Genomic DNA, 26,827 nt, shown 5'->3' on the forward strand with positions numbered 1-26,827 from the left:
CTATCGCATGTCAAACATCGTTGAACCCGCACACGAGGCCGCCCCGACAGTGCAACTAGACAATATTGCCTCTGGAGATGCGAGGTTGACGAGTGAGCTGACTTGTGCACCGCCACGCGGTCAAAATCTCTTCGCGCGAGGAGATGTTCTCTTTTCGAAACTCCGCCCATATCTGTCAAAGAGCCTGCTTGTCGACCGCCCAATGAATGGAAGTGGCGAATTTCTGTGCCTTCGCCCACATGGAACTCTGGAGGCTCGATTCCTACTCTATCTCACATTGAGTCATGCATGGCTGGAGCACGCTAATCAGTCGTCCTACGGATCAAAAATGCCTCGGACATCTTGGGAAGCGATGTCTGAATTTCGGCTGCCCAACCTGAATATGGAGACTCAGCGGCGGATCGTGGATTTCCTCGACGACCGCGTCGCCCGGATCGACCAGATCATCGCCGCCCGCGAGAACCAGCAACGGCTTGCCGATGATGCCTTTCGTAGTGGTCTTGAATCACAATTTGAAGCGTCGTCCCACCGTCCACTCAAGACGCTACTTACATCCGTGACAAGCGGACCTCGGGGCTGGGGTGACCTCGTCGCTGATGTTGGGACACCATTCGTCCGGATCGCCAATCTTTCCCCCCTGGGTATTGAGCTCACTGAGTCCGATTGGGCCAAGGTCGTGATGCCGTCTGACGCCGAAGCCAAGCGCGCAAGTCTTTCATCCGGAGACGTCCTGCTGAGCATCACCGCGGTGTTTGGGGAAGTGGGCGTGTGGCGTCATGGCGAAGGAACATTCTCACAGCACGTCTCTCGACTGCGACCCGTGGATCCAGACGATGCTGACTGGATCGCCTGGTTCCTACAGAGTCCCATGGCTCACGACCAGTACGACCAACTTGCCTATGGCGGGACGAAGGCGAGCATGGGTCTGGAACAGGTTCGTAACTTGTCCGTACCAGACGTACCCCGACTCAAGAGGCGTGAGACGCGATGCAGGCTGGCCAGCATGTGGACTGCGCATCAGCACGGCGTGGTTGCTCTTCAACGGCAAGTGTCATCACTACGCGAGTACAAGCAATCCCTTATAACCGCGGCCGTCACCGGCGAGTTCGATGTCACCACCGCTTCCACGAGAATCCCGGAGTGAGCCATGTCGATCACCACTGAAGGAACCTTCGAGGGCAATATCGAGGCCCACCTCCTCACCCACGGCTGGTCGCGCGTCTCCCCTGACACCTACGACCGCAAACTCGGCCTCTTCCCCGACGAACTCCTCGCCTTCGTCCAGGCCACCCAGCCCAGGCAGTGGGCTCTGCTCGTTCGTCGTCACGGCGGTGAGGACGCCGCCCGCGCCAAGTTCCTCGCCCGGGTCGCCGCCGAGATCGACCATCGCGGCACCATCGCCGTCCTGCGCGGCACCGTCAAGGACACCGGTGTCGAGGTGCGACTGTGCTACTTCAAGCCGGCGTCACGCCTCAACGACGAGCAGCTCGCGCGCTACCGGGCGAACCGGCTGGCCGTCGTCCGCCAGCTTCACCACTCCGAGTCGCGCCCCCGCGACTCGCTCGACGTCACCCTCGTCACCAACGGCATCCCCGTCGCCACCGCCGAACTCAAGAACACCCTCACCGGCCAGTCCGTCGCCGACGCCCAGACCCAGTACCGCACCGATCGCAACCCCGCCGACCTCATCTTCGCCCGTCGCACCCTCGTCCACTTCGCCGTCGACCCCCACCACGTCTCGATGACGACCCGTCTGCAGGGGCAGGCCACCCGCTTCCTGCCCTTCGACCAGGGCAGCGCCGGCGCAGGAAGCCCTGGCACCTCCGGCAACCCGCCTGCCCCCGACGGCCGCTACCAGACCTCCTACCTGTGGGAACAGGTGTGGCAGCGCGACGCCTGGCTCGACATCCTCGGCAACTTCGTCCACTCCAGCGGCAAGACCATCCTCTTCCCGCGCTTCCACCAGTGGCACGCCGTCCGCTCCATCCTCGACGCCACGAGGCGCGATGGCGCCGGCGTCGACCGCCTCATCCAGCACTCGGCCGGTTCCGGCAAGTCGAACACCATCGCCTGGTCGGCGCACCAGCTCTCACGCCTCCACGACGACGATGACCAGCCGATCTTCGACAAGGTCGTCGTCATCACCGACCGCAAGGTACTTGACAAGCAACTTCAGGACACGGTCGCCGGATTCGACCACACCCCCGGCACCATCGTCCGCGTCGACAAGAACTCCGTCCAACTCAAAGAAGCCCTCGAGGGCAACGCCGCCCGCATCATCATCACCACCCTGCAGAAATTCCCGGTCGTCGTCGCGAAAGCCGCTGAGGACGCCGCCAAGGGCGAGAGCAAGGAGATCGCCGGGCGGCACTTCGCCATCGTCGTCGACGAGGCCCACTCCTCGACCAGCGGCGAGAGTGTCAAGGAACTCAAGAAGGTCCTCGGCGCACCCGAGGAATCCCTCGCCGCTGCCGAGGAGATCGAGAACGCCGCCGAGGATGCCGCCGACGCGAACGATCCCGTCCTCGCCTCGGCCGCCCATCGTGGAAAGCAGAAGAACCTCTCCTTCTTCGCCTTCACCGCCACCCCGAAGGAGCGGACCCTCGACCTCTTCGGCGAGCTCGGTGACGATGGCCTCAAGCATCCCTTCCACACCTATTCCATGCGTCAGGCCATCGCCGAAGGATTCATCCTCGATGTCCTGCGCAACTACACCACCTATGCCGTGTACTACCGACTCGCCAATGCCGAAGGGGGCTTCGACCCCACCGTTGACGAGCACAAGGGCAAGGTGGCCCTGGCCCGATTCGCGTCGTTGCATCCCTACGAAATGGATCAGAAGGCCGAGATCATCGTCGAGCATTTCCGGCAGAAGACGTCGCGCAAGATCAAGGGCCACGCCAAGGCCATGGTCGTCACCCGCAGCCGACTCCACGCGGTGAAGACCAAGGAGGCCATCGACCGCTACATCGCACGCAAGGGCTACGACAAGGGACCCCGCCCCGTCCGCGCCCTCGTCGCCTTCAGCGGTGCCGTCACCGACCCCGACCTGCCCGAGAAGCAGTGGACCGAACCGGAACTCAACGGCTTCGCCGAGTCCGAGCTGCCCGAGAAATTCCACGGCGACGACTATCAGGTGCTCGTCGTCGCCGAGAAATACCAGACCGGATTCGACGAACCGCTCCTCCACACGATGTACGTCGACAAGAAACTTGCCGGCGTCAAGGCCGTCCAGACGCTGTCGCGCCTCAACCGAACAGCCCCCGGAAAGGACGACACCTTCGTCCTAGATTTCGCCAACACCGCCGAGGAGATCCAGCAGGCGTTCCAGGGTTTCTACGAGGAGACCCTCACGACGCCCACCGACCCGAACGCCCTGTACAACCTCAGCACCGACCTGTGGTCGGCCCGGGTGCTCTCCGAACCCGAGGTCGACGCCGCCGTCGCCGCCCTGCTCAGCGGCGACCCGGCACGGCAGGCGCAGATCTACGACAACCTCGGGCCCGCCGTCGGGCGCTGGATCGCTCTGGAGGACGATGAGGCCGAGGCCTTCCGCGGCACTCTCGACCAGTTCTGCCGGGCCTACGGCTTCCTCGCCCAGGTCATGCCGTTCATCGACCCGTCACTGGAGAAGCTCTACCTCTACGGCAAGGTCCTGCTCACCCAGCTGCCCGCCGGGGAGGACGAGCCGATGCCCCAGATCAGCAATCAACTCCAGCTCACCCATCTGCGGCTGTCCATCACCTCGCAGGACGACATCTCCCTGGAACCCGGGCAGTCCGAGCCAGGAACCGCTCTGCCCGGAAGCGGCCTGGGACCTCAGAACGAGCCGGTCATGGACAAGCTCTCGGCCCTCATCAAGGTCATGAACGACAAGTTCGGCGCCGACCTCAATGACGCCGACAAACTCACCTTCGAACAGACCCGCATGGACCTCATGCGACGCGATGACATGCGGGTCATCGCCGAGAACAACGACCGGGCCCAGTACCGACTCGTCCTCGAGGACCGCGCCGACGACATCATCGTCGACCGCGGAAGCCGCAACGGCCAGCTCTTCGACTACTACTTCTCCCGTCCCGAGGTGCGTACCGCGTTCATCGACTACCTCATGAGCACCTACGACGAGTTCCGCGCCGGGGCCACAGGAGCCTGATCGAGAGGGCGACGCAATGATCCACGACATCCACCTGAGGCGCGGGCTGGTGACCCTGCGACCCCTCACCCTCGACGACGCGCCGCGACTGCGCGCGGTCGTCGACGAGACGACCTGGGCCGGCAACTCGTGCCCCCTTCCGGCGTCCGACGAGGCCATGGCCGCGCACCTGGGCTCACTCATCGACTCGGCCACCGTGCTGGCCTTCGCGGTCGACCTCGACGGGCGCTTCGTGGGAAGGACGACGCTCTACGACATCGTCGACGGGCTGCGGTGCGAGATCGGCAGCACCATCTACGACCGGCGGGTGTGGGGTGGCGTCGTCAATCCGTCGGCGAAGCTGCTCCTGTTCACCCTCGCCTTCGACGAGCTCGGGATGAACCGCGTGGCCCTGCGCTGCGACCGGCGCAACACGAGGTCGCACGCCGCCATCGCGCGCCTCGGCGCCACCTACGAGGGCACCCTGCGCCAGTTCCGCCCGGCCGCCGACGGAACCCTGGCCGACGTCGACTACTTCTCGGTCCTGCGTGCCGAATGGCCCCGGGTGCGACGGGGCCTGGAAGCACGGCTCGAGGGGTTCCAGAGCGCCTGAGACGCCGGCCTGGCGGGGCCCTTCGGGAGCGGGCCACCGGAATGCCCCCGCCCAGACCCGGTTCCCCGGCGGCGGACGTCCGCCACCGGTCGGCTCCCTGACCCCGGAAGCCGACGGTACTAGCGTGAACGCCGATGAGCAGTGACGAACGATTCCAGCCGGGCACTCGCGGATACTCCCGTGTGACGCGGGCCCTCTTCGCGGCCGGGCTGGCGACCTTCGCCGAGCTGTACACGACGCAGCCGTTGCTCCCCCTGCTCAGCGCACACTTCGGTCTGACGGCGGGGTCGGCAGCGTTGTCGGTGAGTGTGACGACCTTCGCCCTGGGCATCGCCCTGCTCGTCGTCGGGCCGACGAGTGAGGTCATCGGGCGCACGAGGGTCATGATGATCTCGCTCTTCGGGGCCTCCGTGGTCGCCATCGCGTGCGCGGCGGCGCCGAGCTGGACGTCGCTGCTCGTCCTGCGCGGCCTGCTCGGGTTGGCCGCCGCCGGTCTGCCCGCGGTCGCCGTGGCCTACCTGCGCGAGGAGGTGGCGCCGACCGCGATGGCCCGGGCGACTGGACAGTACATCGGCGGGACAGCCCTGGGCGGAATGAGTGGCCGGCTCGTCGCCGGGGTGCTGGCTGACCTCGGCGGGTGGCGTCTCGCGGTGGCCGGGATCGGGGTGCTCGGCCTCGTCTGCGCGATCTTCGTGCGGGCCACCCTGCCGGCCTCGCGTCACTTCGTGGCGGTTCCCCTGGACCATCGGGTGCTGTGGGCGATGACCCGACGGGTGCTCGTCGATCGGGTGCTGTTGGCGTTGTACGTTCTGCCGTTCCTGTCGATGGGGGCGTTCGTCGCGGTGTACAACGCCATGGGATTCCGTCTCGCCGCGGCTCCCTACCGTCTGTCGGTAGGGGTGGCGGGGCTGGTGTTCCTCACCTACGCGCTGGGGTCGGCGTCCTCCTCGCGGGCCGGCAGGCTCGCCGACAGGTACGGCCACCGAGCCGTGGTGCCGATCACCTTGGCCATCATGCTCGTCGGGTTGGTCGTCACCTTGACCCGACCCTTGGCGCTGGTCATCGTGGGGCTGGCGTTGTTCACCATGGGGTTCTTCGGATGCCACGGGGTCGCCAGCGGGTGGGTGGTGTCGCGTGCCGCCGCCGGAGGGCCCGGGGCGGGGCAGGCATCGGCGCTGTACACCTTCATGTACTACCTGGGGTCGTCGGTGGCCGGGGCCATCGCCGGGGTGGCGTGGTCGGCCGGCGGGTGGGTCCGGGTCGTCGAGTTCACCGGGGCACTCGTCCTCGCGGGGCTGGTGATCACGCTGTGGCTACGGCGAACGCCCGCCGTGAAGGTTGCTGGTCCGCGGTCATGAGGTGCTCGCCGGGGCACCCTCGTGGCCTCGGGGTCGATGGGTGCCCGGGTCCCCATGTCAGGAAATCCCCGTGAGGGGAGAAATGTTCCCCTCCAGGGGAACGATGGCGATCTCAGGGGGATTTCCAGACACCGGTCCGCCAAGACCCACCACCGGCACATCACAACAGCGCCGCGACCCCGGAGGGTCGCGGCGCTGCCACCCGATGGCGCCTGATCGGCGCCGATCAGGCGCTCTGGTCCGGCTTGCCGGTGCCGGGCTGGACGGTCCACTCCGGCGGCACGTCCTTGCCGGAATCCTCGTCGCGCTCGGCATCCTCGAACGTCGCCTGGACGATGCCCTTGGCGTGATGGCTCGGCGCATAGACGGCGTACACCTGCATCGGCTCATCGCCGGTGTTGATGATGTCGTGCCAGGTTCCGGCAGGAACCTGCACCGACCAACCATCGGTGACGTCCTGCTGGAAGGTGAGGTTGTCCTTCGACGGCCCCATGACGACATGTCCCTGGCCGGCGTCGAGGCGGAGGAACTGGTCGGTCTCGGGATGGGCCTCCAGGCCGATGGACGACCCGACGGGGATCGACATGAGCGTCACCTGGAGGTACTTGCCCGTCCACGCGGTCGTCCGGTAGTTGCCGTTCTCCTTGGTCGCGGTCTCGATGTCGAAGGCGTTCGGTTCGGGCCCGTTGTCGGTGATGTCCATCGCAGTTTCCTTTCTGTCGTGGATCAGCCGGTCCGACGTCGGATCCCTCCGGTGCACGAGACATGACGCGCGGTGCGGCGTCGGGACCGGCCACGTCGAACCCAGTCTACCGGCCCCGGCCCCTCGGGACCGGCCGCCCGACCCACAAGCCCCGTTCAGCGTCCTCTCAGCGACCCGACCCTACCGTCGAGACATGACCTCCTTGGCGATCCTCCAGACCACCCTCGCCCCGATGCTCCTGCCGTCATGGCTCGACCCGGCGACGCTCATCCACGGGCTGGGGTCCTGGGCGCTGGTGGGAGTGTGCGCCATCCTCTTCGTCGAGTGCGCGATCTTCCCGGTGCTGCCCGGCGACTCTCTCCTCTTCACCGTGGGTCTGCTCGTCGCCGCGACCCCGGCGGTCGTCACCTTCGGCAGTCTCGGCGCCCCCTGGGTGTACCTCATCGCCTGCCTCATCATGACCGTCGCCGCGGTGCTGGGGAACCTCACCGGCTACTACGTCGGCCAGTTCATCGCGCCCTGGCTCTTCAAACCCCGTGCCGGCCTCATCGGGCGCGTCTTCTCGCAGGCCAACCTCGACAAGTCCCATGCCTTCTTCGAACGCTACGGGTCGAAGGCTCTCGTCCTGGGGCGATTCGTGCCCTTCGTCCGTACCTTCGTCACCATGGTCGCCGGCGCCTCGCGGATGCCCATGCGACGCTTCCTCACGTGGACGGCGCTGGGCGGCGTCGCCTGGGTCTTCTCGGTCACCCTCATGGGCTACCTGCTCGGCAACGTCCCCTTCATCGGCAGCAACGTCGACCTCATCCTCGTGCTCATCGTCGCCGTGACGACCCTGCCGATCGTCATCGAGTACCTGCGTCAACGTCGCCGGTCCCGCGCCGGCGTCCTCGTCGACGAGGCCGCCTGAACCGTCGACGCACCCCTACCATGACCCTGTGCGGACCGACCCCGGGAACAGCCCCATGACGCGAGCCGCGGTGGCGCTGCGCCACGGCGTCGAATCGGTCGTGGCCACGCGCGGCACAATCCGTACCCGCATCCTCGCCTTCACCGTCGTCGGGTCCCTCGCGGCCCTCGTCCTGGCCCTCGGCGCGTACGCCTTCACCCTCGACCGGATCCTCTACTCGGCGGCCATGTCGACCGCGCGCACCCAGGGCTCGCAGGTGGCGTCCTCCCTCGTCGCGCCGGGAGCGAACTCCGCGACGATCATCGCCCAGTCCCCCAGCCAGGGCGCCGTCCTCCAGCTCGTGACGTCGTCCGGCCAGGTCGTCGACGCCTCGACGACCCAGACCCGTTCCCGGGCCCTGAGCACCCTGCGGCCCGCGGCCGGCCAGACGCTCACCGAACAGGTGCCCCAGATCGCCCACGACAAGCACGACCCGTACGCCATCGCCGCCGTCGGGCTGGCGCACCGGGTCGACGGCGCCGACATCGTCCTCGTCGCGGTCCCCCTCCAGCTCGAGACGGCCCTGGTGGAGGGAGCGACGATCGCGCTGGCCGTCCTGGCCCTCATCCTCCTGGCCCTGCTCATCTGGTTCATCACCCGGGTCATCAACAGTTCGCTGCGCCCGGTCGAGCAGATCCGCTCCTCGGTGGCGTCCATCCGCACCTCCGGGAGCGACGCCCGGGTGCCGGTGCCGGCCGGGGAGGACGAGATCAGCGCCTTGGCGCGCACCATGAACGACATGCTCGAACGCCTCGACCGGGCCGACGCCGCCCAACGGCGCTTCGTGAGCAACGCCTCCCACGAACTGCGCAGCCCCCTGACGACCCTGCGCGCCATTGCCGAGACCTCCCCCGATGGCCTCGACGCCGACCAGAACCGCGTCGTCCTGTCCGAGGTGGTGCGGATGCAGCATCTCGTCGACGACCTGCTCACCCTGGCCAGGGCCGACGACCACGGCCTGCCTCTGACCCGGGCGGACGTCGACGTCGACGACCTCCTCGCCGCCCAGGTGCGCCGTCTGCGGTCCGCCACGACTCTCACGGTGACGAGCGACGTCGTCCCGGCCCGCGTCACCGGCGACGAGCTGCGGCTGGGACAGGTGCTCAACAACCTCACCGACAACGCGGCCCGGCACGCCCGCACGGCCATCCGGCTGGGGTGCCGGATCGAGGGCGGACAGGTCGTCGTCGACGTCGACAACGACGGCGATCCGGTGCCTCCGGCCGATCGTGAGCTCATCTTCGACCGCTTCGTACGGCTCCAGCCCTCGCGGGACCGCGACTCCGGCGGCAGCGGCCTGGGCCTGGCGATCGCCCGCGCCGTCGTCGCGGCCCACGGCGGCACGGTGGACGCCGGCGAGACCCCCGACGGCTGGTGCCGGTTCACCGTGCGCCTCCCGGCTCAGGACCTTCCCACGGAGGACGGGCCCGAGGACGAATCGGAGACGAGCTGATAGCCCGCCCCGCGCACCGTGAGCAGGGTGTGGACGCCGAAGGGGGCGTCGATCTTGCGGCGCAGGTAGCCCATGTACACCTCGACGATGTTGTCGCCGCCGCTGTACGCCGAGTCCCACACCGAGTCGAGGATGGTGGCCTTGGAGAGCACCTCGTCGGGGTGCCGCATGAGGAACTCGAGAAGGGTGAACTCCTTGGCGGTGAGGCTGATCGTCGCCGCATCGCCCCCGACGAGCCGCTCGACCGCATGTCGCACCGGGTCCAGACGCAGGCTGCCCACCTCGAGGACCACCGGGCGCTCCGGGGCGCCGCGGCGTTGCAGGGCACGCAGCCGAGCCACGAGCACCGGGAAGCTGAACGGTTTGGTGAGGTAGTCGTCGGCACCCAGGTCGAAGGCGTCGGTCTGGTCGTACTCGCCGTCCTTGGCGGTGAGCATGAGCACCGGGGTCCACACCTTGTGGGCGCGCATGTCCTTGAGGACGTCGTAGCCGTTGCGCCCCGGCAGCATGATGTCGAGGACGACGACGTCGTAGTCCTCGTGGAGGGCCATGTACTGCCCGACGATGCCGTCGGGGGCGGTGTCGACGACGAATCCCTCGGCCTCGAGCCCACGGCGGACGGCGTCGGCCATGGGGGCCTCGTCCTCGACGACGAGTACGCGCATGTGGTCCTCCTTCTCCCGGCTCCACCGTAGGGGGTGCCCGCGTTTCGCTCCAGCCCCGGGGCGTCACGTGGACAGGCGTCACTACGACGCCGGCCACCCTGCGATGATGTCGTCGACGGCCCGGGAGACGGCCTGCGGATCGGCCACCTGGGACAGATGCCCGGCCCCCTCGATGGTGATCGACCGGGGATGCCCGAGATTGGCCTCCGCCACCGCCCGCAGGCCGCCGTTGCGGTCGTCCTCGGATCCCCAGATGATGCCTCGCGGCACGGTGATCCGGCGCTCCTGGGCGTCGGTGAGAGCCAGCACCCCGGCCCCGGACTGGGCGATGAAGGCCCGCTCGGCGTCGCCCTGCCGCAGCGGTCTCATCCACTCGTCGACGAGCTGCGGGGTCACCGCGAGGCATCGGGTGCCGCACAGCTCACGGACGACCCGGGTGTCCGCCCAGGTCCAGCGGGTGGCGAGCCGATAGGTGCTCGTGAACCACGGCCCACGGGTCAACCACGGCCGTGATCGGCTGGCCGAGTCCTCCCCCGGGGCCGCCTGCCCGCCCGATCCGGACCCCGGACCGATGTACGGCAGCCCGTCCCCGTCGAGCAGGATGATCCCCCGCACGTCCGACGGGTGCCACAGCCCCACTCCCCCGACGACCGCTGCCCCCATGGAGTGCCCGACGAGAGTCGGGCGTTCCAGGTGCAGGGCGTGGAGGAACCCGTCGAGCAAGGCGACCTGGTCGGCGAGGGCGTACCGGCCCGTGTAGTCGGTGTACCCGAAGCCGGCCAGGTCGACGGCGTACACCCGATGGTGCTCGGCCAGAGCCCGGGCGGTGGGCGTCCACGAGTCGGCGGACTCGGCGAAACCGTGGACGAGGACGACGGCGCTGCCGTTCTCGCCCCAGACGCGGTAGTGGACGGACACCCCGTCCACGGTGACGTCCTGCCCGTGGAGGGGCGCGAAACGGTCGGCCGGGCGGGTGACGGCGTTGAACACGAGGCTCGCGACCGTCCCCAGGACGAGGAGCCCGACGATGACCAGGAGGGCACGACGCCACCGCCGGCGGCGTCGGAGCCGCTTGTCAGTCGAGGGTCGGGTAGTCGATGTAGCCATGGGGGCCACCGTCGTAGAAGGTGAGGGGGTCCGGGGCGTTCTCGGGGAGGTCGTCACGCCACCGTCGGACGAGGTCGGGGTTGGCGATGGCCGCCCGTCCGACCCCGACGGCCTCGGCCAGGTCCTCCTCGACGATCCACCGCGCCTCCTGTCGGGTCGTCGGCCTCGCGAATCCGGTGTTGGCGATGATCGGCGCCTTGCTGAGCCGTCGGATGCCCTGGACGAGCGCACCGGCGGGGTCGGCGTGGAGGATGTCGATGAACGCCAGCCCCAGTGGTGCGACGGCCTCGGCGAAGGTCGCGTAGGTCTCGAAGGTGGCCTCGGCGGCGGTCTCGTCCATTCCTTGGACGACATGCTCGGGCGACAGCCGGATACCGGTGCGGTCAGGGCCGATGGCCTCGGCGACGGCCCTCGTCACGTCGATGGCGAACCGGGCTCGTCGGGCCGGCGTCCCACCCCAGGCGTCGGTGCGGTGGTTCGACGCCGGTGAGAAGAACTGGTGGATGAGGTAGCCGTTGGCTCCGTGGAGTTCGACGGCGTCCATCCCGGCCTCGACGGCCCGCTCGGCGGCGGCGACGTACTGGGCGACGACCTGCGGGATCTCCTCGCCGGACAGGGCGTGGGCCACCGGGGCCGGCACCTTGCCCGAGATCACCCGGACCAGTCCCGGAGTCGCCGTGGCGCTGGCCGAGATGATCCGGCCCGTACCGGTGACCTCCGGGTGCGACACCCGGCCGCCGTGCATGACCTGCATGGCGATCCGGCCGCCGGCGGCGTGGACGGCGTCGGCCACCCGACGCCACCCGGTGACCTGCTCGGGGGTCTCGATGCCGGGCTGACCGAACCAAGTGCGGCCCTCCTGCACCGGCCAGGTACCCTCGGTGACGATGAGTCCCATCGACGCCCGCTGCCGGTAGTGCTCGACGACGACCTCGTCGGGCACGCCGTCGACCCCGGACCTCAGCCGGGTGAGCGGGGCCATGACGAGCCGGTTGGGCAACTCGAGGCGGCCCATGCGGACACGGGTGAAGAGCGTGGAGTGAGTCATCGGGATCGAACCTACTCGCGCTCCGCCATGGCTCGTCGAGGGCCCTCCCCCCTCATCAGCCGACATCGTCAGCCGACATCGTCACCCGGAAACCGCTCCCGGCCCGGACGATGCCGCCTCGTTCAGCTCACGGACTTCTTGACCCAGGCGATGAAGTTCGTCGTCGCGTCGCCGGTCGTCTCGGCCTGGGTGTGGCCCAACCCCCACACGGTGGCGAAGTCGACGTCGAGGCCGAGGTTCGCCAGGGCCAGCGCGAGGTTCACCTCGGTGGTGCTGGCGGTGTCGCCCTGCATGATGCCGGTGCGGACCCGCCAGTTCCTCGCGACGGTCGAGGTGCCGTAGCCTGGCTATGTCAACTCCATCCGGCCCCGGGATGACGGCCTGATTTGGCCCCATCTGACGCGATGTCAGCGGCAGGTGGTGCGGCTGCGCAGAGAGTCGAGGATCATGACCCCATGACGACCCAGCCCCCTATCACCCCCGACGAGTACGTGGCGCTGCGCGCCGCCGTCGGGTGGGCATCGGCCGATGAGAGCACCATCACCCAAGCACTTCACAACACCCTGGCCTGGGCTATCGAGCGCGACGAGAACGGCCAGCTCATCGGCCTGGCGCGGGTCGTGGGCGACGGCCTCTACGCGCTGGTGGTCGACGTGATGGTGCATCCGAGAGCCCAAGGCACTGGTCTGGGCCGACGGCTGATGCAGCAACTGGCCACCAACCCGTCTATCGCGCAGGCTCGTCACACCACCCTGTTCGCCTCACCACATGTCGCCGGGTTCTACGAGGAATTGGGCAACTGGGAAGCGCAATCGGGGACCTACTTCCGCATGGCCACCACAGCTATGTAACGTCGAGCTGCACGCGGCAAATGATCGAGCGCCCCCTCACCCTCTTGGCAGCCTGATCTCGAAGACGATGTTCATGGGGGAGAAGCCATGGCGAGCGAAGAACGTGTGGGCCTCGGTGTTGAAGGCCCACGAGTCAAGACGGATGGCAGAGCACTGCGTGTCTGCCGCCCTCGTCGTCACCGAGTTCATGAGTGCGCTTCCGATGCCTCGACTCCGGGATTCCCTGGCGACGCCGATGTGGTGGATGTAGAGGACGTCTTCCGCTTTGCGGAAGGGGTTGGCGGCCCGGTGGACGTCTTGGACAAGGACATAGCCGCGCACCTGGTCGTCTACGACGGCGACGGTGATGGTGAAGCCCTCGCGGTCGAAGCAGCTGGTCAGGTAGGCGGACAGATCCTGTGCCTCTGTGTCGGCAAAGAGGTCCGGTCGTCCCGCGACGTGCAGGTCTTGCACCTCACGGCACAGGGCCGTGAGCGTCGGGAGGTCGTCCCGGGTAGCGCGTCTCAGGCTGATGTTCGGGGTGGTGGGTTGGCTGTCCATGAGGCTCCTTCGGTGTTGGTAGCCGAGGAAGCCCAGTGACCCCGGCCTAGGAATGGAAAAGGTGACGATCCGTGTGGATCATCACCAAGGCTCTGGGGCGTGTCAGTGGCAGCTGTGTGCCCGGCTCATCCCAGAGCCGAACACCAATACAGCCGCTTGAAGGTCATGGCCAGAGGCTAGCAGCCACCGGGTGCTGGAAGGCGCGCCTCTCGGCAGTTTAGGAATGTCACGCGCCTGTGACGGTGGTCTGGTGTCGGGCTCGGGTGTGGGCGAGGCGGTAGGAGTTGGTGCCGGTTTCGATGATGGTGGCGTTGTAGGTGAGGCGGTCGACGATCGCGGCGCACAGGCGGGGGTCGGTGAAGGTGTCGGTCCAGGCGGAGAAGGACTGGTTGGACGCGATCGCGATGGCGTTCTTCTCCTCGCGTTCGGTGAGGACTTGGAACAGCAGTTCGGCGCCGCGCCGGTCGAGTTCCATGTAGCCGAGTTCGTCGATGACCAGGAGGTCGACGCGGCCGTAGCGGTTGATGGTCTTGGTGAGTTGTTTCTCGTCGGCGGCTTCGACGAGCTCGTTCACCAGGCGGGTGGCGAGGGTGTAGCGGACGCGGTAGCCCTGTTCGGCGGCGGCGGTACCCAGGGCGATGAGCAGGTGGGATTTGCCGGTGCCGGAGTCCCCGATGAGGCACAGGGGGTCGCCGCGGCGGACCCAGTCGCCGGTGGCGAGCTCGTTGATGGTGGCGGGGTTGATGTTGGGGTTCGCGGTGAAGTCGAAGTCGGCGAGCCATTTCTCGCGGGGGAATCCGGCGCTCTTGATGCGGCGCAGGGTGGAGCGCCGGTCGCGGTCGTCGACCTCGGCCAGGAGGAGTTCGGCGAGGAAGCCCTGGTAGGTGAGTTGTTCCTTGGTGGCGGCCGCGACGGCGTCATCGACGACGGCGCGGATCGTGGGCAGCCGGAGCCGGCGGCAGGCCTGGTCGATCGCGGCCTGAGCGGCTTGTTCGGTGAGGCCCTGACGTCGGCGAAGGCTCGCGGGACGGCTGGTGCTGGTGGTGGTCATGGGGTTCCTGTCGGGGTGTTGTGGTGTGCCTCGGAGGGGGCCGGGGCGGGATCGGTGGTCGGTTGGCGTCGGCGCAGAAGTTCGTCGTAGGCGGTGACGGTGGGCAGGGGCCGGGTGTCCTCGGGTAGGTGCGCGATGACCTGGTGTGGGTCAGTGGGGCGTCGTGGTGGCAGGTTCACGACTGTCCCGCCCCTGGTCGGGGTGGTTGGGGTGGGTGTGTGGCCGGTGGCGTGGCGTCGGGCTTCGACGGCGACGACGTCGGGGCTGATCGCGCCGACCGACAGGGCCGAGGTGATGCCGGCGATCACCGCGTCGGCTGGGAGGGATCGGTGGAGCAGGAGCACGTCGATCAACGCTTGGGTGCCGGCGACATCGCCGCTGGTCTTGCGGGCCGCGGCCCAGAACGCGTCGTGTGCGGGGGTGAACGCTCCGGCGGCGCGGGCCTGCGCGAGGGCTGTGGAGCCGGGGAACGCGCCGGGCTTGTGCCGCAGGACCTCGAGGTAGTGGTCCAGCTCGACCCGGGTCACGCCGCGGGTGCCGAGGCGAGGGTGGGTGGCGACGACGGTGCGGCTCTCGAACACGACCACGCACGAGGCCCGCAGGCTGACGCGGACGCGTTGCCCGATGAGGTGGGCAGGGACGGAGTACTTGACCATGCGCACGGTGATCAGGGCGGAGCGGTCGACGCGGGGGTGGAGGATCAGGCCGGGGTCGAAGTCGTCGGCCGGCAACGGTGCCAGGTGGGGCAGCTCGGCGTGGTGGTCCTGCCCGATCGTGTTGGCGTGCCCGGCGATGCGGCGGGTGTTGTCGTCGTGCTCCCAGGCGCGGATCCTGTCGTTGAGTTCGTCCAGGGTGGCGACTTCGGGCATGGGGGTGAGGTGGTTGCGGCGGAACCATCCGACCTCGCCCTCGACGCCGCCCTTCTCGTGAGCACCGTCGATGCCGGGCTGGCAGTAGAACGCGTCGAAGCCGTAGTGGGAACGGAACAGCACCCAGCGTTCGTTCTCCTCGCGTAGCCGGTTCCCGCCGTGGATGACCTGGACGACGGCGGAGGTGAGGTTGTCGTAGCGGATGTGGCGGGTGGGGATGCCGCCCAGGGCGTGGAAGGCCTCGATGTGTCCTTCGAGGAAGGCTTCCTGCCCACCGGTCGGGTAGACGCGGTGGATGGCCTTGCCCGAGTGGGACAGGCGGTAGACGAACATGTGGCACTTGGTCTTGACGCCGTCCAGGATGACGTAGACCTCGCCGAAGTCGACCTCGGCCTCCGCGCCGGGGGCGTGGTCCTGCGGCACCATCGCCTCCACCCGGCGCCCGGCCTCCAGGTCGATCTGCGCGCGCCGGATCCGCACGTAGTCCCGCACCGTGGAGTAGGACAGGTCCGTGGCGCCGTGCTCGTCGCGTAGCCGGGCCAGGATCCTCGTGGCGGTGTGACGCTGCTTGCGCGGCGCGGCCAGGTCATAAGTGAGCATCTCGTCGATCGCCGGCTTATACGGGTCCAGACGCGGGGCCGTGCGGACCGGTTTCTTGCGGGGTGGGGGCTCGGCAGCGGCGAGTGCCTGGCGGACGGTGCGGCGGTGGACTGCGTGTTTGCGGGCGAGCTCGCGGATGGACAGGCCATCGACTCGCGCGTCGTGGCGGATGTCGGCATACAGCTGCACTCGTGACCCCATCTTGACTCCCTTGCCCTCGCGACTGGTTCCCAGTGATGGGGACCAGAGTGAAAGGGGTGGGGCCAGTTCAGACCGTCAACACCCCGGCAAGTCGCACGCGGGGCCAGATCAGGCCGTCACAACGGGGCCAGACCAAGCTGTCACAACCAGTAGCCGGTGTAGGTGCGCGAGAGGAAGTACATGGGGTTGTACATCGCCATGCGCTCGGTGACCGTCTTGCCGACCGAGTCGGTCTTCGCCAGATCACTGGAGTACTGGTTGGCGCCGTAGGACGCCTTCCACGCGGTGAGCTTGGCGTAGCTGGCCTGGTTGGCGCGGATGACCGCGGCCGAGGGTGCCGAGAAGTGCAGGGACGTGGTGCCCAGACCCATGACGAGGTTCTCGGTCTGGCCCCGGGAGACGCCGTCGAAGGCGCCGACATCCTTGGACGCGGCCTTCTGGCTGGCGACGAACCCCGCGAGGTTCTTCACGGTGGCCTTCTTCGTCGTCGCGTCGTAGGTGACCCAGGTGGACGACTCGTTGAGATGGGCGATGTAGGCGTCGAGGGTCTGGTACGTCGTCGACGAGGTACTCGTCGACCCGCCCGGGGCGCCCGACATGCCGGCCGGAGGCGTCCCGGAGCCCGAGCCGGCGGTCGGTGCGCCGGACGGGGCAGATCCCGACGCGGCCCCGGAGGGGGCTCCCTGACCGCTCTGGGGTGCGCCACCCGACGTCCCGCCGACCCCTCCCATCCCCGTCTGCTGGGAGGTGTTCGGGGTGTAGGGGAAGGTCGTGCGGGCGAGGAACTCGTTGAGGGAGTCCTCGACGACCTGGACGAGGTGGTCGTAGTACGTGCCGGACAGGTAGGTTCCCGAGGAGGACTTCTCGAGGACGAGCTTGGTGCCCGAACTGTCCTTGAGCCCGAGTCGGTTCTGATAGCTGGCGAAGGCCTCGGCGAGGTTCGTCGAGTAGGGCTTGGTCCAGGTTCCGGCGGCGCGGGTCCCGGTGGACGCGAACTGGCCCATGTTCCACTCGTAGGCGGCGTTGGCCCAGTCGAGGGTCGTGATGGGGCACCAGCACATGGCCCCGGCCACGGCGTCGCTGAGCTTGCGGCCCTTGGCGTCGGTCGTCGCCGCGCCGAGGGCGGTGAGGTAGGGGGTGAAGAGTGCGCTGTCGCCCGAGGCGCCCATGATGGCCGACTGGGCGCCGCCGCCGCTGTGGCCGAAGACGAAGACCGATGCCGTGTCGCCGGGGATGGCGGCGTCGTTGAACCGCAGGTAGCGCACCGCACTCTTGAGGTCGACGACTCCCCACGGGGCGTTGCCGGTGTAGCTCGAGGACTGGCTGTCCTTGCCGCGCAACCCCGCCAGGACGTAGACGAAGCCGGCCTTGAGGAAGCTCGACACGTCGCTGTACGAGTAGCTCGTGGCGGGTCGTTGGGCGGCGTACCCGGGGGTGTTCACGGGCATGACGATGGGCGCGGTGGACGAGGTGAAGCCACCGACCTTGCCCGAGGTGTTCTCCTTGACGGTGTAGCTGCCGTCGGTGTTCCTCGTGCCGCTGAGGTAGGCGCCCGGCACGTAGATGGCCAGTTGCTCGTAGTCCGTCGACTGGGGCTTGGCGACGTACGACAGGCCGAGCTGGTAGTAGACGTCGTTGGTCGAGTCGTACTTCCAGGCCGAGCTGTCGAGAGCCAGGGACGAGGAGGCCGTCGACGCCGTCGCTGCCGTGGACGCACTCGCCGAGGCCGAGGCGGTCGCCGAGGCCGTCGATGAGTCGTCGCAACCGGCGAGGGCCATGGCCCCGACGATACCGAGCAGCCCGCTGCCTTGGAGCATCACGCGGCGTGAGATGGTCATCAGGGAGGTCCTTTCCCTCGTCGATCGGTACGTCCTCGACGCTAGGAGTGTCGACTGTGTGATGGCTGTGGGATGGATGGGTCGCGGCGGTGAGCCGGCTCGAGGACGGGTGCGGACGCGGCGGGCCGACCGTGGACCTGCCGGGGTGGGCTTCGTACACTCGGTCACCGTGAGCCGACCGATCCCGCAGCCCGTGAGCCATCGCGGCACCGGTGGTGCCACCATGCGGATGGTCGTCGCCGGGCAGCACGTCCTCTTCCTCCTCCTGCTCGGCTACGCGCTCGTCGCCGGGGTCCGTGACGGCGTCCACCCGGTCGCGGTCGGCGTCGTCGGGACGCTCGATCTCTGCTGGTACCTCTTCGGAATTGTCCTGGCCCGCTCCTCGCGGTCGGCGCGCAGCGGCTGGTGGTGGTTCCTCGGGTTGGCCATCGGCTGGGCGGTCCTGCTGTGGCTCACCTCCCAGGCGTCATGGATGGTCATCCCCATGGTCTTCCTGGCCCTGCACACGCTGCCCGATGTCGTCGCCAGGATCGTCGTCGGCGTGCTCACGGTCGTCGTCGTCGTGAGCATGGGCGCGTCGCGGGCCACGCCGTGGCGAGCTCTCGGCCCTGCCCTGGGCATCGTCATCAGCGTCGCCGCGGCCGTCCTCTACCAGCAGGTCGCCGCCGACAACGTCGAACGGGCGCGGCTCATCGACGAGCTCGTGGCGACCCAGGACGACCTCATCGCGGCGCAGGGGGAGCTGGCGGCCTCACAGCGCCGGGCCGGGATGCTCGCGGAGCGGTCACGACTGGCCCGGGACATCCACGACACGCTCGCACAGAGTTTCTCGGCCATCACCCTGCTGGCGCGTGGCGGCCTCCAGCGCGCGGATGGCGACGAGCGGGAGCTGCTCGAACAGATCGAGCGGACGAGCAGTGCGGGGCTCCAGGACGCCCGACGAGTGGTCCACGCGCTGAGCCCCGCCGAACTCGACGGCACCCCGCTGTCGGCGGCGCTGCGTCGTCAGGTGGATCGGCTGGCCGAACAGACCTCCATCGACGCCGGCTTCGAGCTCGTCGGGGAACCCACTGCCCTGCCGACCGCCTGGGACGTCGCCCTGCTGCGCTTCACCCAGGGCGCGCTCTCCAACGTTCGCATCCACTCGCACGCCACCCGGGCCCGGGTGACGCTGTCCTACGAACCCGACCAGGTGCGGGTCGACGTCGTCGACGACGGGACGGGGATGGAGCCCGCACGCCCCTCCCCCGTCGGCCGCTCCGGGTTCGGGCTGGCGGCGATGCGGCAGCGCCTGGCGGAGGTCGGTGGCCGGGTCGAGATCGAGTCGACGCCCGGGGCCGGGACCGCCGTGGTCGCCATCATCGGGCTCGAGGCCGCCGATGCCGCCGGGACCGCCGAGGAGGAGTCGTGAGCATTGAGGTCATGGTCGTCGATGACCACCCCATCGTCCGTGCCGGTCTCATCGGTCTGCTCGACGCTGCCCCCGATGTCGACGTCGTCGCGGAGGCCGCCAGCGGTGAGGAGGCCTTGGCGACGTGGCCTCTACGCCGTCCCCCCGTCGTCCTCATGGACCTGCGCCTGGGTGAGGGCATCGACGGGGTCGAGACGACGTCGCGCCTGCTCGCTGCCGACGGGGCGCCACGAGTGCTCATCCTCACCACCTACGACACCGACGCCGACATCCTGCGGGCCATCGAGGCCGGGGCGTCCGGCTACCTGCTCAAGGACGCCCCGCCGGCCCGGATCGTCGCGGCCGTGCACGAGGTCGCCGCGGGACGGACGGTGCTCGCCCCCGTCGTGGCGCAGCGGCTCGCCGCCCGACGCAGCGGCAACGAACTGTCGGCGCGTGAGATGGAGGTGCTGGCACGGGTCGGTGCCGGCGAGTCTAACCGTCAGATCGCGACGGCGCTCTTCGTCTCCGAGGCGACGGTCAAGACCCACCTGTCGCACATCTTCACCAAGCTCGACGTCGACTCGCGCACCGCGGCGGTGGCCCGGGCGCGCGAGCTCGGCATCATCGGGTGACGGGCTCGAAGAGCTCGAGGAACTGGTCCGCCCGCTGGGAGTCGGCCCCGTGACGCTCCACGAAGGCCTGCGCGTGGGACCGAGTCGGCCGGATCGTGAGGTAGGTGACGACGGCCACCGCCACCATGCCGGTGACCACCGGCACACGCTCGAGGCGCATCATCGTCGCGACCATGAAGAGGAGGATTCCGGGAGCCTCCATGAGGGCGAAGGTGCGGAAGAACTCTGCGGCGTAGGCCGCTCGCAGGTCCTGCGGACCCGAGATCGACCGGTGGGACGTCGCCGACAGGCGCCCCAGGACCAGGCTGACGACGACGGCACCGACGGCCGCTGCCCAGGAGAGGGTCGCCGTCCCCGTCCGAGGTCGGATGACGACCCACCCGGCGAAGGCGACAAGGCACAGGCCGAGGCACACGAAGACCGCGATGACACGCAGCGGGGCCATGGGAGAGGTCATGGGCGCAGCCTACCGGCGCGGCGCGTCCTCGACCCAGGAGCGAACCCCGGACACGCGGCCGGCGCCGCCCCGAGGGACGACGCCGACCGTGCTCGAGGTGAGGAGGGGCCTCAGATGTTGATCATCTCGCCGCCGATGCCCTCGACGGCGTCCTTGAGCGCCTCGGACAGGGACGGGTGCGGGAAGATGTTGCGAGCCACCTCGTCGGTGGTGATGTCCCACATCTGGGCCACCGTGAGCGCCGGGATGAGCTCGGACACGTCGTGACCGATGATCGTCGCTCCCAGCAGCTCGTTGTGGCGGGCGTCGGCGACGACCTTGACGAAACCGGACCCGTCGCCCATGCCCCAGGCCTTGCCGTTGGCCGAGAACGGGAAGTGCGACACCTTGACGTCGTAGCCCTGCTCCTTGGCCTGGGCCTCCGAGTAGCCGAAGGTGGCGACCTGCGGCTGGCAGTAGGTGACCCGCGGGATCATGGCGTAGTTGATGGGCATCGTCTCGGCCCCGGCGATGGTCTCGGCGGCCACGACACCCTGGGCCTCGGCCGTGTGGGCCAGCATGAGCTTGGCCGTGCAGTCGCCGATGGCGTAGATGCCCGGGACGTTGGTGCGCATGTAGTCGTCGATCTCGATGGCGCCGCGCTCGGTGAGCTTGACGCCGGTCCTCTCCAGCCCGTAGCCCTCGACCCGCGGCGCGAAGCCGACGGCCTGGAGGACGCGGTCGGCCTCGAGGACCTTGGCGTCGCCGCCCTTGGCGGGCGAGACGGTGACCTTGACCTTGTCGCCGGAGTCGTCGATGGAGTCGACCTTGGTGCCGGCCATGACCTTGACGCCGAGCTTCTTGTAGGCCTTCGTCAGCTCCTTGGAGACCTCCGGGTCCTCGTTGGGGACCATCCGGTCGAGGTACTCGACGATGGTGACCTGGGCTCCGTAGTTGGCCAGGACGTAGGCGAACTCGGTGCCGATGGCGCCCGAGCCGGCGATGATGATCGAGCCGGGAACCTCGTCGGAGAGGATCTGCTCCTTGTAGGTGACGACGCGGTCGGAGAGGGTCGTGCCCGGGAGGGTCTTGACGGTCGACCCGGCGGCGATGATGCAGTTGTCGAAGGTGACCTCGTCGACGACCCCGCCCTGCTCGTCCTTGACGACGAGGGCCTTGGGCCCGGTGAACTCGCCCCAGCCGTTGAACTCGGTGATCCTGTTCTTCTTCATGAGGTAGTGGACGCCCTTGACCATCCGCTCGGACACCTCGCGGGAGCGGCTGAAGGCCTTGCCGAAGTCGACCGTGATGTCGCCGGAGATGCCGAAGGTGCCGGCCTCCCTGGTGACGATGTGCGCCAGTTCAGCGTTGCGCAGAAGCGACTTCGTCGGGATGCAGCCGACGTTGAGGCACACCCCGCCCCAGTACTCCTTCTCGATGATGGCGGTCTTCTTGCCAAGCTGTGCGGCGCGGATGGCGGCAACGTAGCCACCGGGGCCCGCTCCGAGGACGACGACGTCAAAGTGAGAGCTCATGACCCCCACTCTAATGTGAACTGCGCCACTGGTGCGACGCCGTCTGACGCCCCGCGACACGACCGCCGGAACCGGCCCTTCCGATCTCTCATGTGATATATCCTTGGCGTCACGTTTCATGGAAGGACCATCCGTCGTGGACAACGTCAGCGTCAGCCCTGCCTCCGTCGGCCGCCTCATCCGGGACGCCCGCAAACAGCGCGGCCTCACCCAGAACCAGCTGGCGGAGCTGCTCAACACCTCGCAGAGCGCGGTGCACCGGATCGAGGTCGGCAACCAGAACCTCTCCCTCGAGTACATCAACCGGATCGCCGACGCCCTGGAGTCCCCGCTCATCACCACCGGCGGGTCAGGTCCGATGAACTACGTCATCGAGGGAGGACGCCCGCTGTCGGGCTCGATCGAGGTGCGCTCCTCGAAGAACGCCGCCGTCGCCCTGCTGTGTGCCAGCCTCATCAACCGCGGACACACGGTGCTGCGTGGCCTGGCCCACATCGAGGAGGTCAACCGGATCCTCGAGGTGCTGCGGTCGATCGGCGTCACCGCCGAGTGGTCGCAGGACGGTCAGGATCTCACCCTCACCCGGCCCGACGAGCTCGACCTCGACGCCATGGACGTCACCGCGGCGCGCCGCACCCGCAGCGTCATCATGTTCCTCGGACCGCTGCAGCACTTCTACAACGACTTCAAGCTGCCCTACGCCGGCGGCTGCAACCTCGGTGCCCGCACCGTCGAGCCGCACCTGCAGGTGCTGCGCGCCTTCGGGCTCGACGTCGTCGCCACCGAGGGGTTCTACAACTGCCACGTCACCGAGCGGGTCGACGAGGAGCGCCACATCGTCCTCACCGAGCGGGGCGACACCGTCACCGAGAACGCCCTGCTGGCGGCCGCCCAGACCCCGGGCCTCACCGTCGTGCGCAACGCCAGCCCGAACTACATGGTCCAGGACCTGTGCGTCTTCCTCACCAAGCTCGGGGTGCAGATCGACGGCATCGGCACGACGACCCTGCGCATCCGTGGGGTGAGCGACATCAACACCGACGTCGAGTACTCCCCCTCCGAGGACCCCATCGAGGCCATGAGCCTCATGACGGCGGCCATCGCCACCCACTCGGAGATGACGATCCGGCGCTGCCCCGTCGAGTTCCTCGAGATCGAGCTGGCCATCCTCGCCGAGATGGGACTCAGGTTCTCGATGTCGAAGGAGTACCCGTCCAACAACGGGTTCACCCGCCTCGTCGACATCACCGTCGAGCCGAGTCATCTCGTGGCCGTGGCCGACAAGATCCACCCCATGCCCTTCCCCGGCCTCAACATCGACAACCTCCCGTTCTTCGCGGTCATCGCCGCCGAGGCCGAGGGGCAGACCCTCATCCACGACTGGGTGTACGAGAACCGGGCGATCCACCTCGTCGATCTCGGCAAGCTCGGCGCCAACGTCCAGCTGCTCGACCCGCACCGGCTCATCGTCCGGGGCCCGACGCGCTGGCGCGGTCGCGAGCTCATCTGCCCGCCCGCCCTGCGGCCGGCCGTGTGCCTGCTGCTGGCGGCCCTGGGCGCCAGCGGTGAGACGACCCTGCGCGACGTCTACATGATCAACCGCGGCTACGAGGACCTGCCGACGCGGCTCAACAAGCTGGGCGCCTCGATCACCGTCTTCAACGGCTGAGGGGCTGCGCTCACCGGTCGAGCCACTGCGTCCTCGCCGGGGCCGGGTCGACGAGGTGGTCCTGGTGCCTCACCACGGCCAGCTCGCGGGCCCCGTCACGAGCGGTGGAGTCGAGGACGAGGTGGGTGGCGCCGGCGGCCAGCGCCGTCGCGTCGGGCAGCTCGTCGCCGGCCAGGAGCCGCGCCGTGAGCACGGCGGCGAAGAGGTCACCGGCACCGCTGAACTGCCCGGGGACCAGCGGCGTCCACGAGTGCCAGGCCCGGCCCGCCCCGACGCCGACGAGATGGGCCCGGTCGGCGGCCAGATCCGGGGTCTGCACCGAGGTGACGACGACCCCCGTCCGACCGGACGGGGCCATCAGGCGGCGAGCCGACTCGACGACCTGCGGGAGGGAACGCGGGCGAGTCCCGGTGAGCACCCCGAGCTCGAAGAGATTGGGGGTGAGGACGTCAGCCCGAGGGACGAGCCGCTCGGCCAGGGCACCGGCGACGGCGTCCGGGACGTACTGCCCCGGTCCGACGTCACCGAGGACCGGGTCGCACAGGAAGGTCGCTGCCGGATGCAGGGCCTTGACCCGGTCGACGAGGTCGACGGCCACCGGGACGGCGGCCGGGGTGAGGTAGCCGGTGAGCACGGCGTCGACCTCGTCGAGGAAACCGTTGGCTGACAGGGCCTCGACCATGGACCGCAGCGACGACCCGTCGACCGGCACCGACCCCACCTTCGGGTGTCCGTTGTGGTTGCTCAGCACGGCCGACGGCAGGGCGACGACCTCGAACCCGAGCCGTTGCAGGGCGAAGACGGCGACGCCGTTGCCGACGTGGCCGGCACAGACCTGGCTCTGCAGGGACACGACGGTGGTCATGGCCCCTGATCCTGCCACGGGCTCACCGCGCTGGTGCGCCGGCACGGCGGGCCAGGACTCACGACGACACAGGCTCACGACGACACGGGCTCACGACTCCACCGGGCTGCGCCGCAGCTGTCGCGAGGTCCCCTCGGCACGCGCGACAATGGTGGGCGTGCGTGCCGACGAGTTCCCCTACTTCCGGGGTGGTTTCATTCCCCTCGCCCACCGCGGCGGGTCGCACCTGCCGGGCAATGAGGGCCGCGAGAACACCCTGGCGGCCTTCGGGAACGCCGTCGCCCTGGGCTACGACCACATCGAGACCGACGTCCACGCCACCCGCGACGGCCACCTCGTCGCCTTCCACGACGACCGGCTCGAGCGGGTGAGCGACGGCCGGGGGCTCGTCGCCGATCTCACGCTGGCCCAGATCCGCCGGGCCAGCGTCGGCGGCGAGCGGGTGCCGACCCTCGACGAGGTGCTCGACGCCTTCCCCGAGGTCTTCGTCAACATCGACATCAAGGCGCCCGGCGCCGTCGCGCCCCTCGTCGAGGCCCTGGCCAGGCACCGTGCGTGGGACAGGGTGTGTGTCGGGTCGTTCAGCTCCCGGCGGCTGGCCCGGTTCCGCCGATCGGTGGGCCGTCCGGTGGCGACGGCCGTCGGGCCCGTCGGGGTCGGGTGGTCGACGCTCACCCGGGTCGGCGCGCGGGTCCTCGCGCCCCTGGGGGCCGCCTTCCAGATCCCCCACCGGGCGCGGGTCGGCGGCCGCGACATCGACCTCGTGACCAGGCCCTTCATTGAGGCGGCGCACGCCGCGGGCCGCGTCGTCCACGTGTGGACCATCGACGACCCGGCGCAGATGCACGAGCTCATCGAGCTCGGCGTCGACGGGATCGTCACCGACCGGCCGGACCTCCTCCTCGAGGTCATGGCCGAGCGCGGGATGTCCGTGGGCGGGTGACCTCGCGAGTGCCGGCAATCCTCCCCCCGGATTGGTCGGGCCTGCCATGATGGACGCGAGAGGTCGCCTCTCCGGCGTCCAGAGCGGAAGGAGGAAGTCATGGCGGATCGAGCACTGCGCGGCATGGGCCTGGGCTCCAAGAGCTTCGAGGACGAGGAAGGCGTCGAGATGGCCGAGCGCCAGGAGGTCGGCTTCGACTGCCCCAACGGCCACCACTTCGACATCACCTTCGCCCTGGAGGCGGACCTGCCGAGCCTGTGGGAGTGCCCGCGGTGCGGAGCCGAGGCCACCCGCAGCGACGGCACCGACCCGGAGCGCAAGAAGGAGAAGCCCCAGCGCACCCACTGGGACATGCTCACCGAGCGTCGCAGCATCCCCGAACTCGAGGAGCTGCTCGCCGAACGACTCGACGAGATCCGCAAGGGCGACTGAGGACGCTCCGCCCCTCGAGCTGGCGCACGGCGCCGAGGACGTGACGCGGCCCGCTCCCCGGCAGGAGCGGGCCGCGTCACGTGTCGGGTGGAGGGCTCGTCAGGCCCTCACGGGCGGGTCATGACTTGCGGGGCAGGCGGTTCGCGGCCTCCTTGGCCCTGCCGGCCAGCGATCCGGCGAGATGGCGCAGCTGCGCTGACCGGTGGGCGATCCCCCAGCGGGTCGTCTGCAGCATCGCCTCGACGACGATGTCCCTGCTCATCTTGGAGTTGCCCCGTTCGCGCTCGACGAACTCGATCGGAACCTCGGCGACCACTCCCCCACTGCGCAGCACCCGCCAGGTCATGTCGAGCTGGAAGCAGTACCCCGCCGAGTCGACGTCCTCCAGCCCGATCCGGCGCAGGGTCGAGGCCCGGAAGGCGTTGAACCCGCCGGTGGGGTCCTTGACGGGGATACCGAGCATGAGCCGGGTCCAGGCTCCACCGCCACGGGAGATGAACTCGCGGGACTTCGGCCAGTTGACGACCGACCCTCCGGGCACGTACCGCGACCCCTTGACCATGTCGGCGTGGGTGAGGGCCTGCAGCAGGGCCGGCAGCTGTTCGGGCTGGTGGGAGCCGTCGGCATCCATCTCGACGAGCACCCCGTATCCCTTCGCCAGACCCCAGGAGAACCCGGCCAGGTAGGCGGCTCCCAGACCCTCCTTCCCCCTGCGGTGGAGGACGTGGACGTGGTCGTCGAGTTCGGCCAGGTGGTCGGCGATCTCGCCGGTGCCGTCCGGGGAGTTGTCGTCGGCGATGAGCACGTGCACCTGTGGGTTGGCGGCACGCAACCGCGTGACGATGGGCTCGATGTTCTCGGCCTCGTTGTACGTGGGAATGATGACGAGGACCGTGCCCAGGCCGGTCTCGTCGATCGCGTCGTCCATGGCGCTCCGATCT

The 26,827-nt window shown here is 68.9% G+C and carries 25 protein-coding genes; 12 read left to right on the forward strand and 13 right to left on the reverse strand.

What is annotated here, in order from left to right:
* Nucleotides 1-7 precede the first annotated feature (7 nt).
* The 4 genes from E0E30_RS05335 (at nt 8) to E0E30_RS05350 (ending at nt 6,106) form a co-directional block, all read left to right on the forward strand.
* A complete protein-coding gene (locus E0E30_RS05335) occupies nt 8-1,144 on the forward strand; it encodes a restriction endonuclease subunit S (protein WP_245306656.1) in 1,137 nt (378 codons plus the stop codon).
* Between the two features lie 3 nt (nt 1,145-1,147).
* Nucleotides 1,148-4,156, forward strand: a complete 3,009-nt coding sequence (locus tag E0E30_RS05340; protein WP_130865407.1) for a type I restriction endonuclease subunit R — start codon at nt 1,148-1,150, stop codon at nt 4,154-4,156.
* 16 nt (nt 4,157-4,172) lie between these two features.
* Complete coding sequence (locus E0E30_RS05345) at nt 4,173-4,748, forward strand: GNAT family N-acetyltransferase (protein WP_130865408.1); 576 nt, start codon at nt 4,173-4,175, stop codon at nt 4,746-4,748.
* A 134-nt stretch (nt 4,749-4,882) separates the two neighbouring features.
* Nucleotides 4,883-6,106 (forward strand): MFS transporter, encoded by a 1,224-nt coding sequence (locus tag E0E30_RS05350; RefSeq protein WP_130865409.1) that lies wholly within the window; start codon nt 4,883-4,885, stop codon nt 6,104-6,106.
* Nucleotides 6,107-6,332: 226 nt separating this feature from the next.
* Here the strand turns inward: E0E30_RS05350 and E0E30_RS05355 are convergent, their stop codons facing one another.
* Complete coding sequence (locus E0E30_RS05355) at nt 6,333-6,809, reverse strand: cupin domain-containing protein (RefSeq protein ID WP_130865410.1); 477 nt, start codon at nt 6,807-6,809, stop codon at nt 6,333-6,335.
* A gap of 193 nt (nt 6,810-7,002) precedes the next feature.
* Between E0E30_RS05355 and E0E30_RS05360 the strand changes: the two genes are divergently transcribed.
* Nucleotides 7,003-7,719 carry a DedA family protein gene (locus tag E0E30_RS05360; protein WP_130865411.1) on the forward strand — a complete coding sequence of 239 codons (717 nt, stop codon included), beginning with the start codon at nt 7,003-7,005 and terminating at the stop codon, nt 7,717-7,719.
* Between the two features lie 55 nt (nt 7,720-7,774).
* Nucleotides 7,775-9,211, forward strand: a complete 1,437-nt coding sequence (locus tag E0E30_RS05365) for a sensor histidine kinase (RefSeq protein WP_130865412.1) — start codon at nt 7,775-7,777, stop codon at nt 9,209-9,211.
* Here E0E30_RS05365 and E0E30_RS05370 read toward each other — a convergent pair.
* The 4 genes from E0E30_RS05370 to E0E30_RS05385 form a co-directional block, all read right to left on the reverse strand.
* Nucleotides 9,160-9,876, reverse strand: coding sequence for a response regulator transcription factor (locus tag E0E30_RS05370; protein ID WP_130865413.1), 717 nt, complete (start codon nt 9,874-9,876; stop codon nt 9,160-9,162). The two genes, E0E30_RS05365 and E0E30_RS05370, sit on opposite strands and share 52 nt — an antisense overlap.
* Before the next feature lie 81 nt (nt 9,877-9,957).
* On the reverse strand, nt 9,958-10,983 hold the full coding sequence (locus E0E30_RS05375) for an alpha/beta fold hydrolase (protein ID WP_130865414.1): 1,026 nt from the start codon (nt 10,981-10,983) through the stop codon (nt 9,958-9,960).
* The gene (locus tag E0E30_RS05380) at nt 10,952-12,031 is read right to left on the reverse strand and encodes an alkene reductase (RefSeq protein WP_130865415.1); all 1,080 of its coding nucleotides are present in this window, start codon (nt 12,029-12,031) and stop codon (nt 10,952-10,954) included. Before E0E30_RS05380 ends, E0E30_RS05375 begins: the two co-directional genes overlap by 32 nt.
* 122 nt (nt 12,032-12,153) lie before the next feature.
* On the reverse strand, nt 12,154-12,324 hold the full coding sequence (locus E0E30_RS05385) for a hypothetical protein (protein ID WP_210115780.1): 171 nt from the start codon (nt 12,322-12,324) through the stop codon (nt 12,154-12,156).
* 162 nt (nt 12,325-12,486) lie between these two features.
* On the opposite strand from E0E30_RS05385, the gene E0E30_RS05390 reads away from it, so the two are divergent.
* Nucleotides 12,487-12,882, forward strand: coding sequence for a GNAT family N-acetyltransferase (locus E0E30_RS05390; protein ID WP_130865416.1), 396 nt, complete (start codon nt 12,487-12,489; stop codon nt 12,880-12,882).
* Nucleotides 12,883-12,918: 36 nt separating this feature from the next.
* Here E0E30_RS05390 and E0E30_RS05395 read toward each other — a convergent pair whose 3' ends face one another.
* From E0E30_RS05395 to E0E30_RS05410, 4 genes are all read right to left on the reverse strand, one after another.
* The gene (locus tag E0E30_RS05395; protein ID WP_167853893.1) at nt 12,919-13,335 is read right to left on the reverse strand and encodes a GNAT family N-acetyltransferase; all 417 of its coding nucleotides are present in this window, start codon (nt 13,333-13,335) and stop codon (nt 12,919-12,921) included.
* Nucleotides 13,336-13,648: 313 nt separating this feature from the next.
* The gene (istB, locus tag E0E30_RS05400; RefSeq protein WP_130865418.1) at nt 13,649-14,473 is read right to left on the reverse strand and encodes an IS21-like element helper ATPase IstB; all 825 of its coding nucleotides are present in this window, start codon (nt 14,471-14,473) and stop codon (nt 13,649-13,651) included.
* The gene (gene istA / locus E0E30_RS05405) at nt 14,470-16,143 is read right to left on the reverse strand and encodes an IS21 family transposase (RefSeq protein ID WP_130865419.1); all 1,674 of its coding nucleotides are present in this window, start codon (nt 16,141-16,143) and stop codon (nt 14,470-14,472) included. Before istA ends, istB begins: the two co-directional genes overlap by 4 nt.
* A gap of 140 nt (nt 16,144-16,283) precedes the next feature.
* Entirely contained in the window at nt 16,284-17,981 is a 1,698-nt protein-coding gene (locus E0E30_RS05410; RefSeq protein WP_167853894.1) for a subtype A tannase, read from the reverse strand.
* Between the two features lie 169 nt (nt 17,982-18,150).
* Between E0E30_RS05410 and E0E30_RS05415 the strand changes: the two genes are divergently transcribed.
* On the forward strand, nt 18,151-19,392 hold the full coding sequence (locus tag E0E30_RS05415) for a sensor histidine kinase (protein WP_167853895.1): 1,242 nt from the start codon (nt 18,151-18,153) through the stop codon (nt 19,390-19,392).
* Nucleotides 19,389-20,006, forward strand: coding sequence for a response regulator (locus E0E30_RS05420; RefSeq protein ID WP_280953261.1), 618 nt, complete (start codon nt 19,389-19,391; stop codon nt 20,004-20,006). Before E0E30_RS05415 ends, E0E30_RS05420 begins: the two co-directional genes overlap by 4 nt.
* Here E0E30_RS05420 and E0E30_RS05425 read toward each other — a convergent pair.
* Together E0E30_RS05425 and lpdA are read right to left on the reverse strand one after the other, a co-directional pair.
* A complete protein-coding gene (locus E0E30_RS05425; protein WP_130865421.1) occupies nt 19,996-20,463 on the reverse strand; it encodes a hypothetical protein in 468 nt (155 codons plus the stop codon). The two genes, E0E30_RS05420 and E0E30_RS05425, sit on opposite strands and share 11 nt — an antisense overlap.
* Before the next feature lie 110 nt (nt 20,464-20,573).
* Nucleotides 20,574-21,977, reverse strand: a complete 1,404-nt coding sequence (gene lpdA / locus E0E30_RS05430; RefSeq protein ID WP_130865422.1) for a dihydrolipoyl dehydrogenase — start codon at nt 21,975-21,977, stop codon at nt 20,574-20,576.
* A 118-nt stretch (nt 21,978-22,095) separates the two neighbouring features.
* Here lpdA and E0E30_RS05435 point away from each other — a divergent pair, with 118 nt between their 5' ends.
* On the forward strand, nt 22,096-23,646 hold the full coding sequence (locus E0E30_RS05435; protein ID WP_411913991.1) for a helix-turn-helix domain-containing protein: 1,551 nt from the start codon (nt 22,096-22,098) through the stop codon (nt 23,644-23,646).
* Between the two features lie 10 nt (nt 23,647-23,656).
* Here E0E30_RS05435 and pdxY read toward each other — a convergent pair whose 3' ends face one another.
* The gene (pdxY, locus tag E0E30_RS05440; RefSeq protein WP_130865424.1) at nt 23,657-24,511 is read right to left on the reverse strand and encodes a pyridoxal kinase; all 855 of its coding nucleotides are present in this window, start codon (nt 24,509-24,511) and stop codon (nt 23,657-23,659) included.
* A 148-nt stretch (nt 24,512-24,659) separates the two neighbouring features.
* Between pdxY and E0E30_RS05445 the strand changes: the two genes are divergently transcribed.
* Together E0E30_RS05445 and E0E30_RS05450 are read left to right on the forward strand one after the other, a co-directional pair.
* Nucleotides 24,660-25,454, forward strand: a complete 795-nt coding sequence (locus E0E30_RS05445; protein ID WP_130865425.1) for a glycerophosphodiester phosphodiesterase — start codon at nt 24,660-24,662, stop codon at nt 25,452-25,454.
* 99 nt (nt 25,455-25,553) lie between these two features.
* Entirely contained in the window at nt 25,554-25,886 is a 333-nt protein-coding gene (locus E0E30_RS05450) for an RNA polymerase-binding protein RbpA (protein WP_130865426.1), read from the forward strand.
* Nucleotides 25,887-26,004: 118 nt separating this feature from the next.
* Here the strand turns inward: E0E30_RS05450 and E0E30_RS05455 are convergent, their stop codons facing one another.
* Nucleotides 26,005-26,814 (reverse strand): polyprenol monophosphomannose synthase, encoded by an 810-nt coding sequence (locus tag E0E30_RS05455; RefSeq protein WP_130865427.1) that lies wholly within the window; start codon nt 26,812-26,814, stop codon nt 26,005-26,007.
* Nucleotides 26,815-26,827: the final 13 nt, after the last annotated feature.

It is taken from the genome of Acidipropionibacterium timonense (assembly GCF_900605005.1).
GTDB lineage: Bacteria > Actinomycetota > Actinomycetes > Propionibacteriales > Propionibacteriaceae > Cutibacterium > Cutibacterium timonense.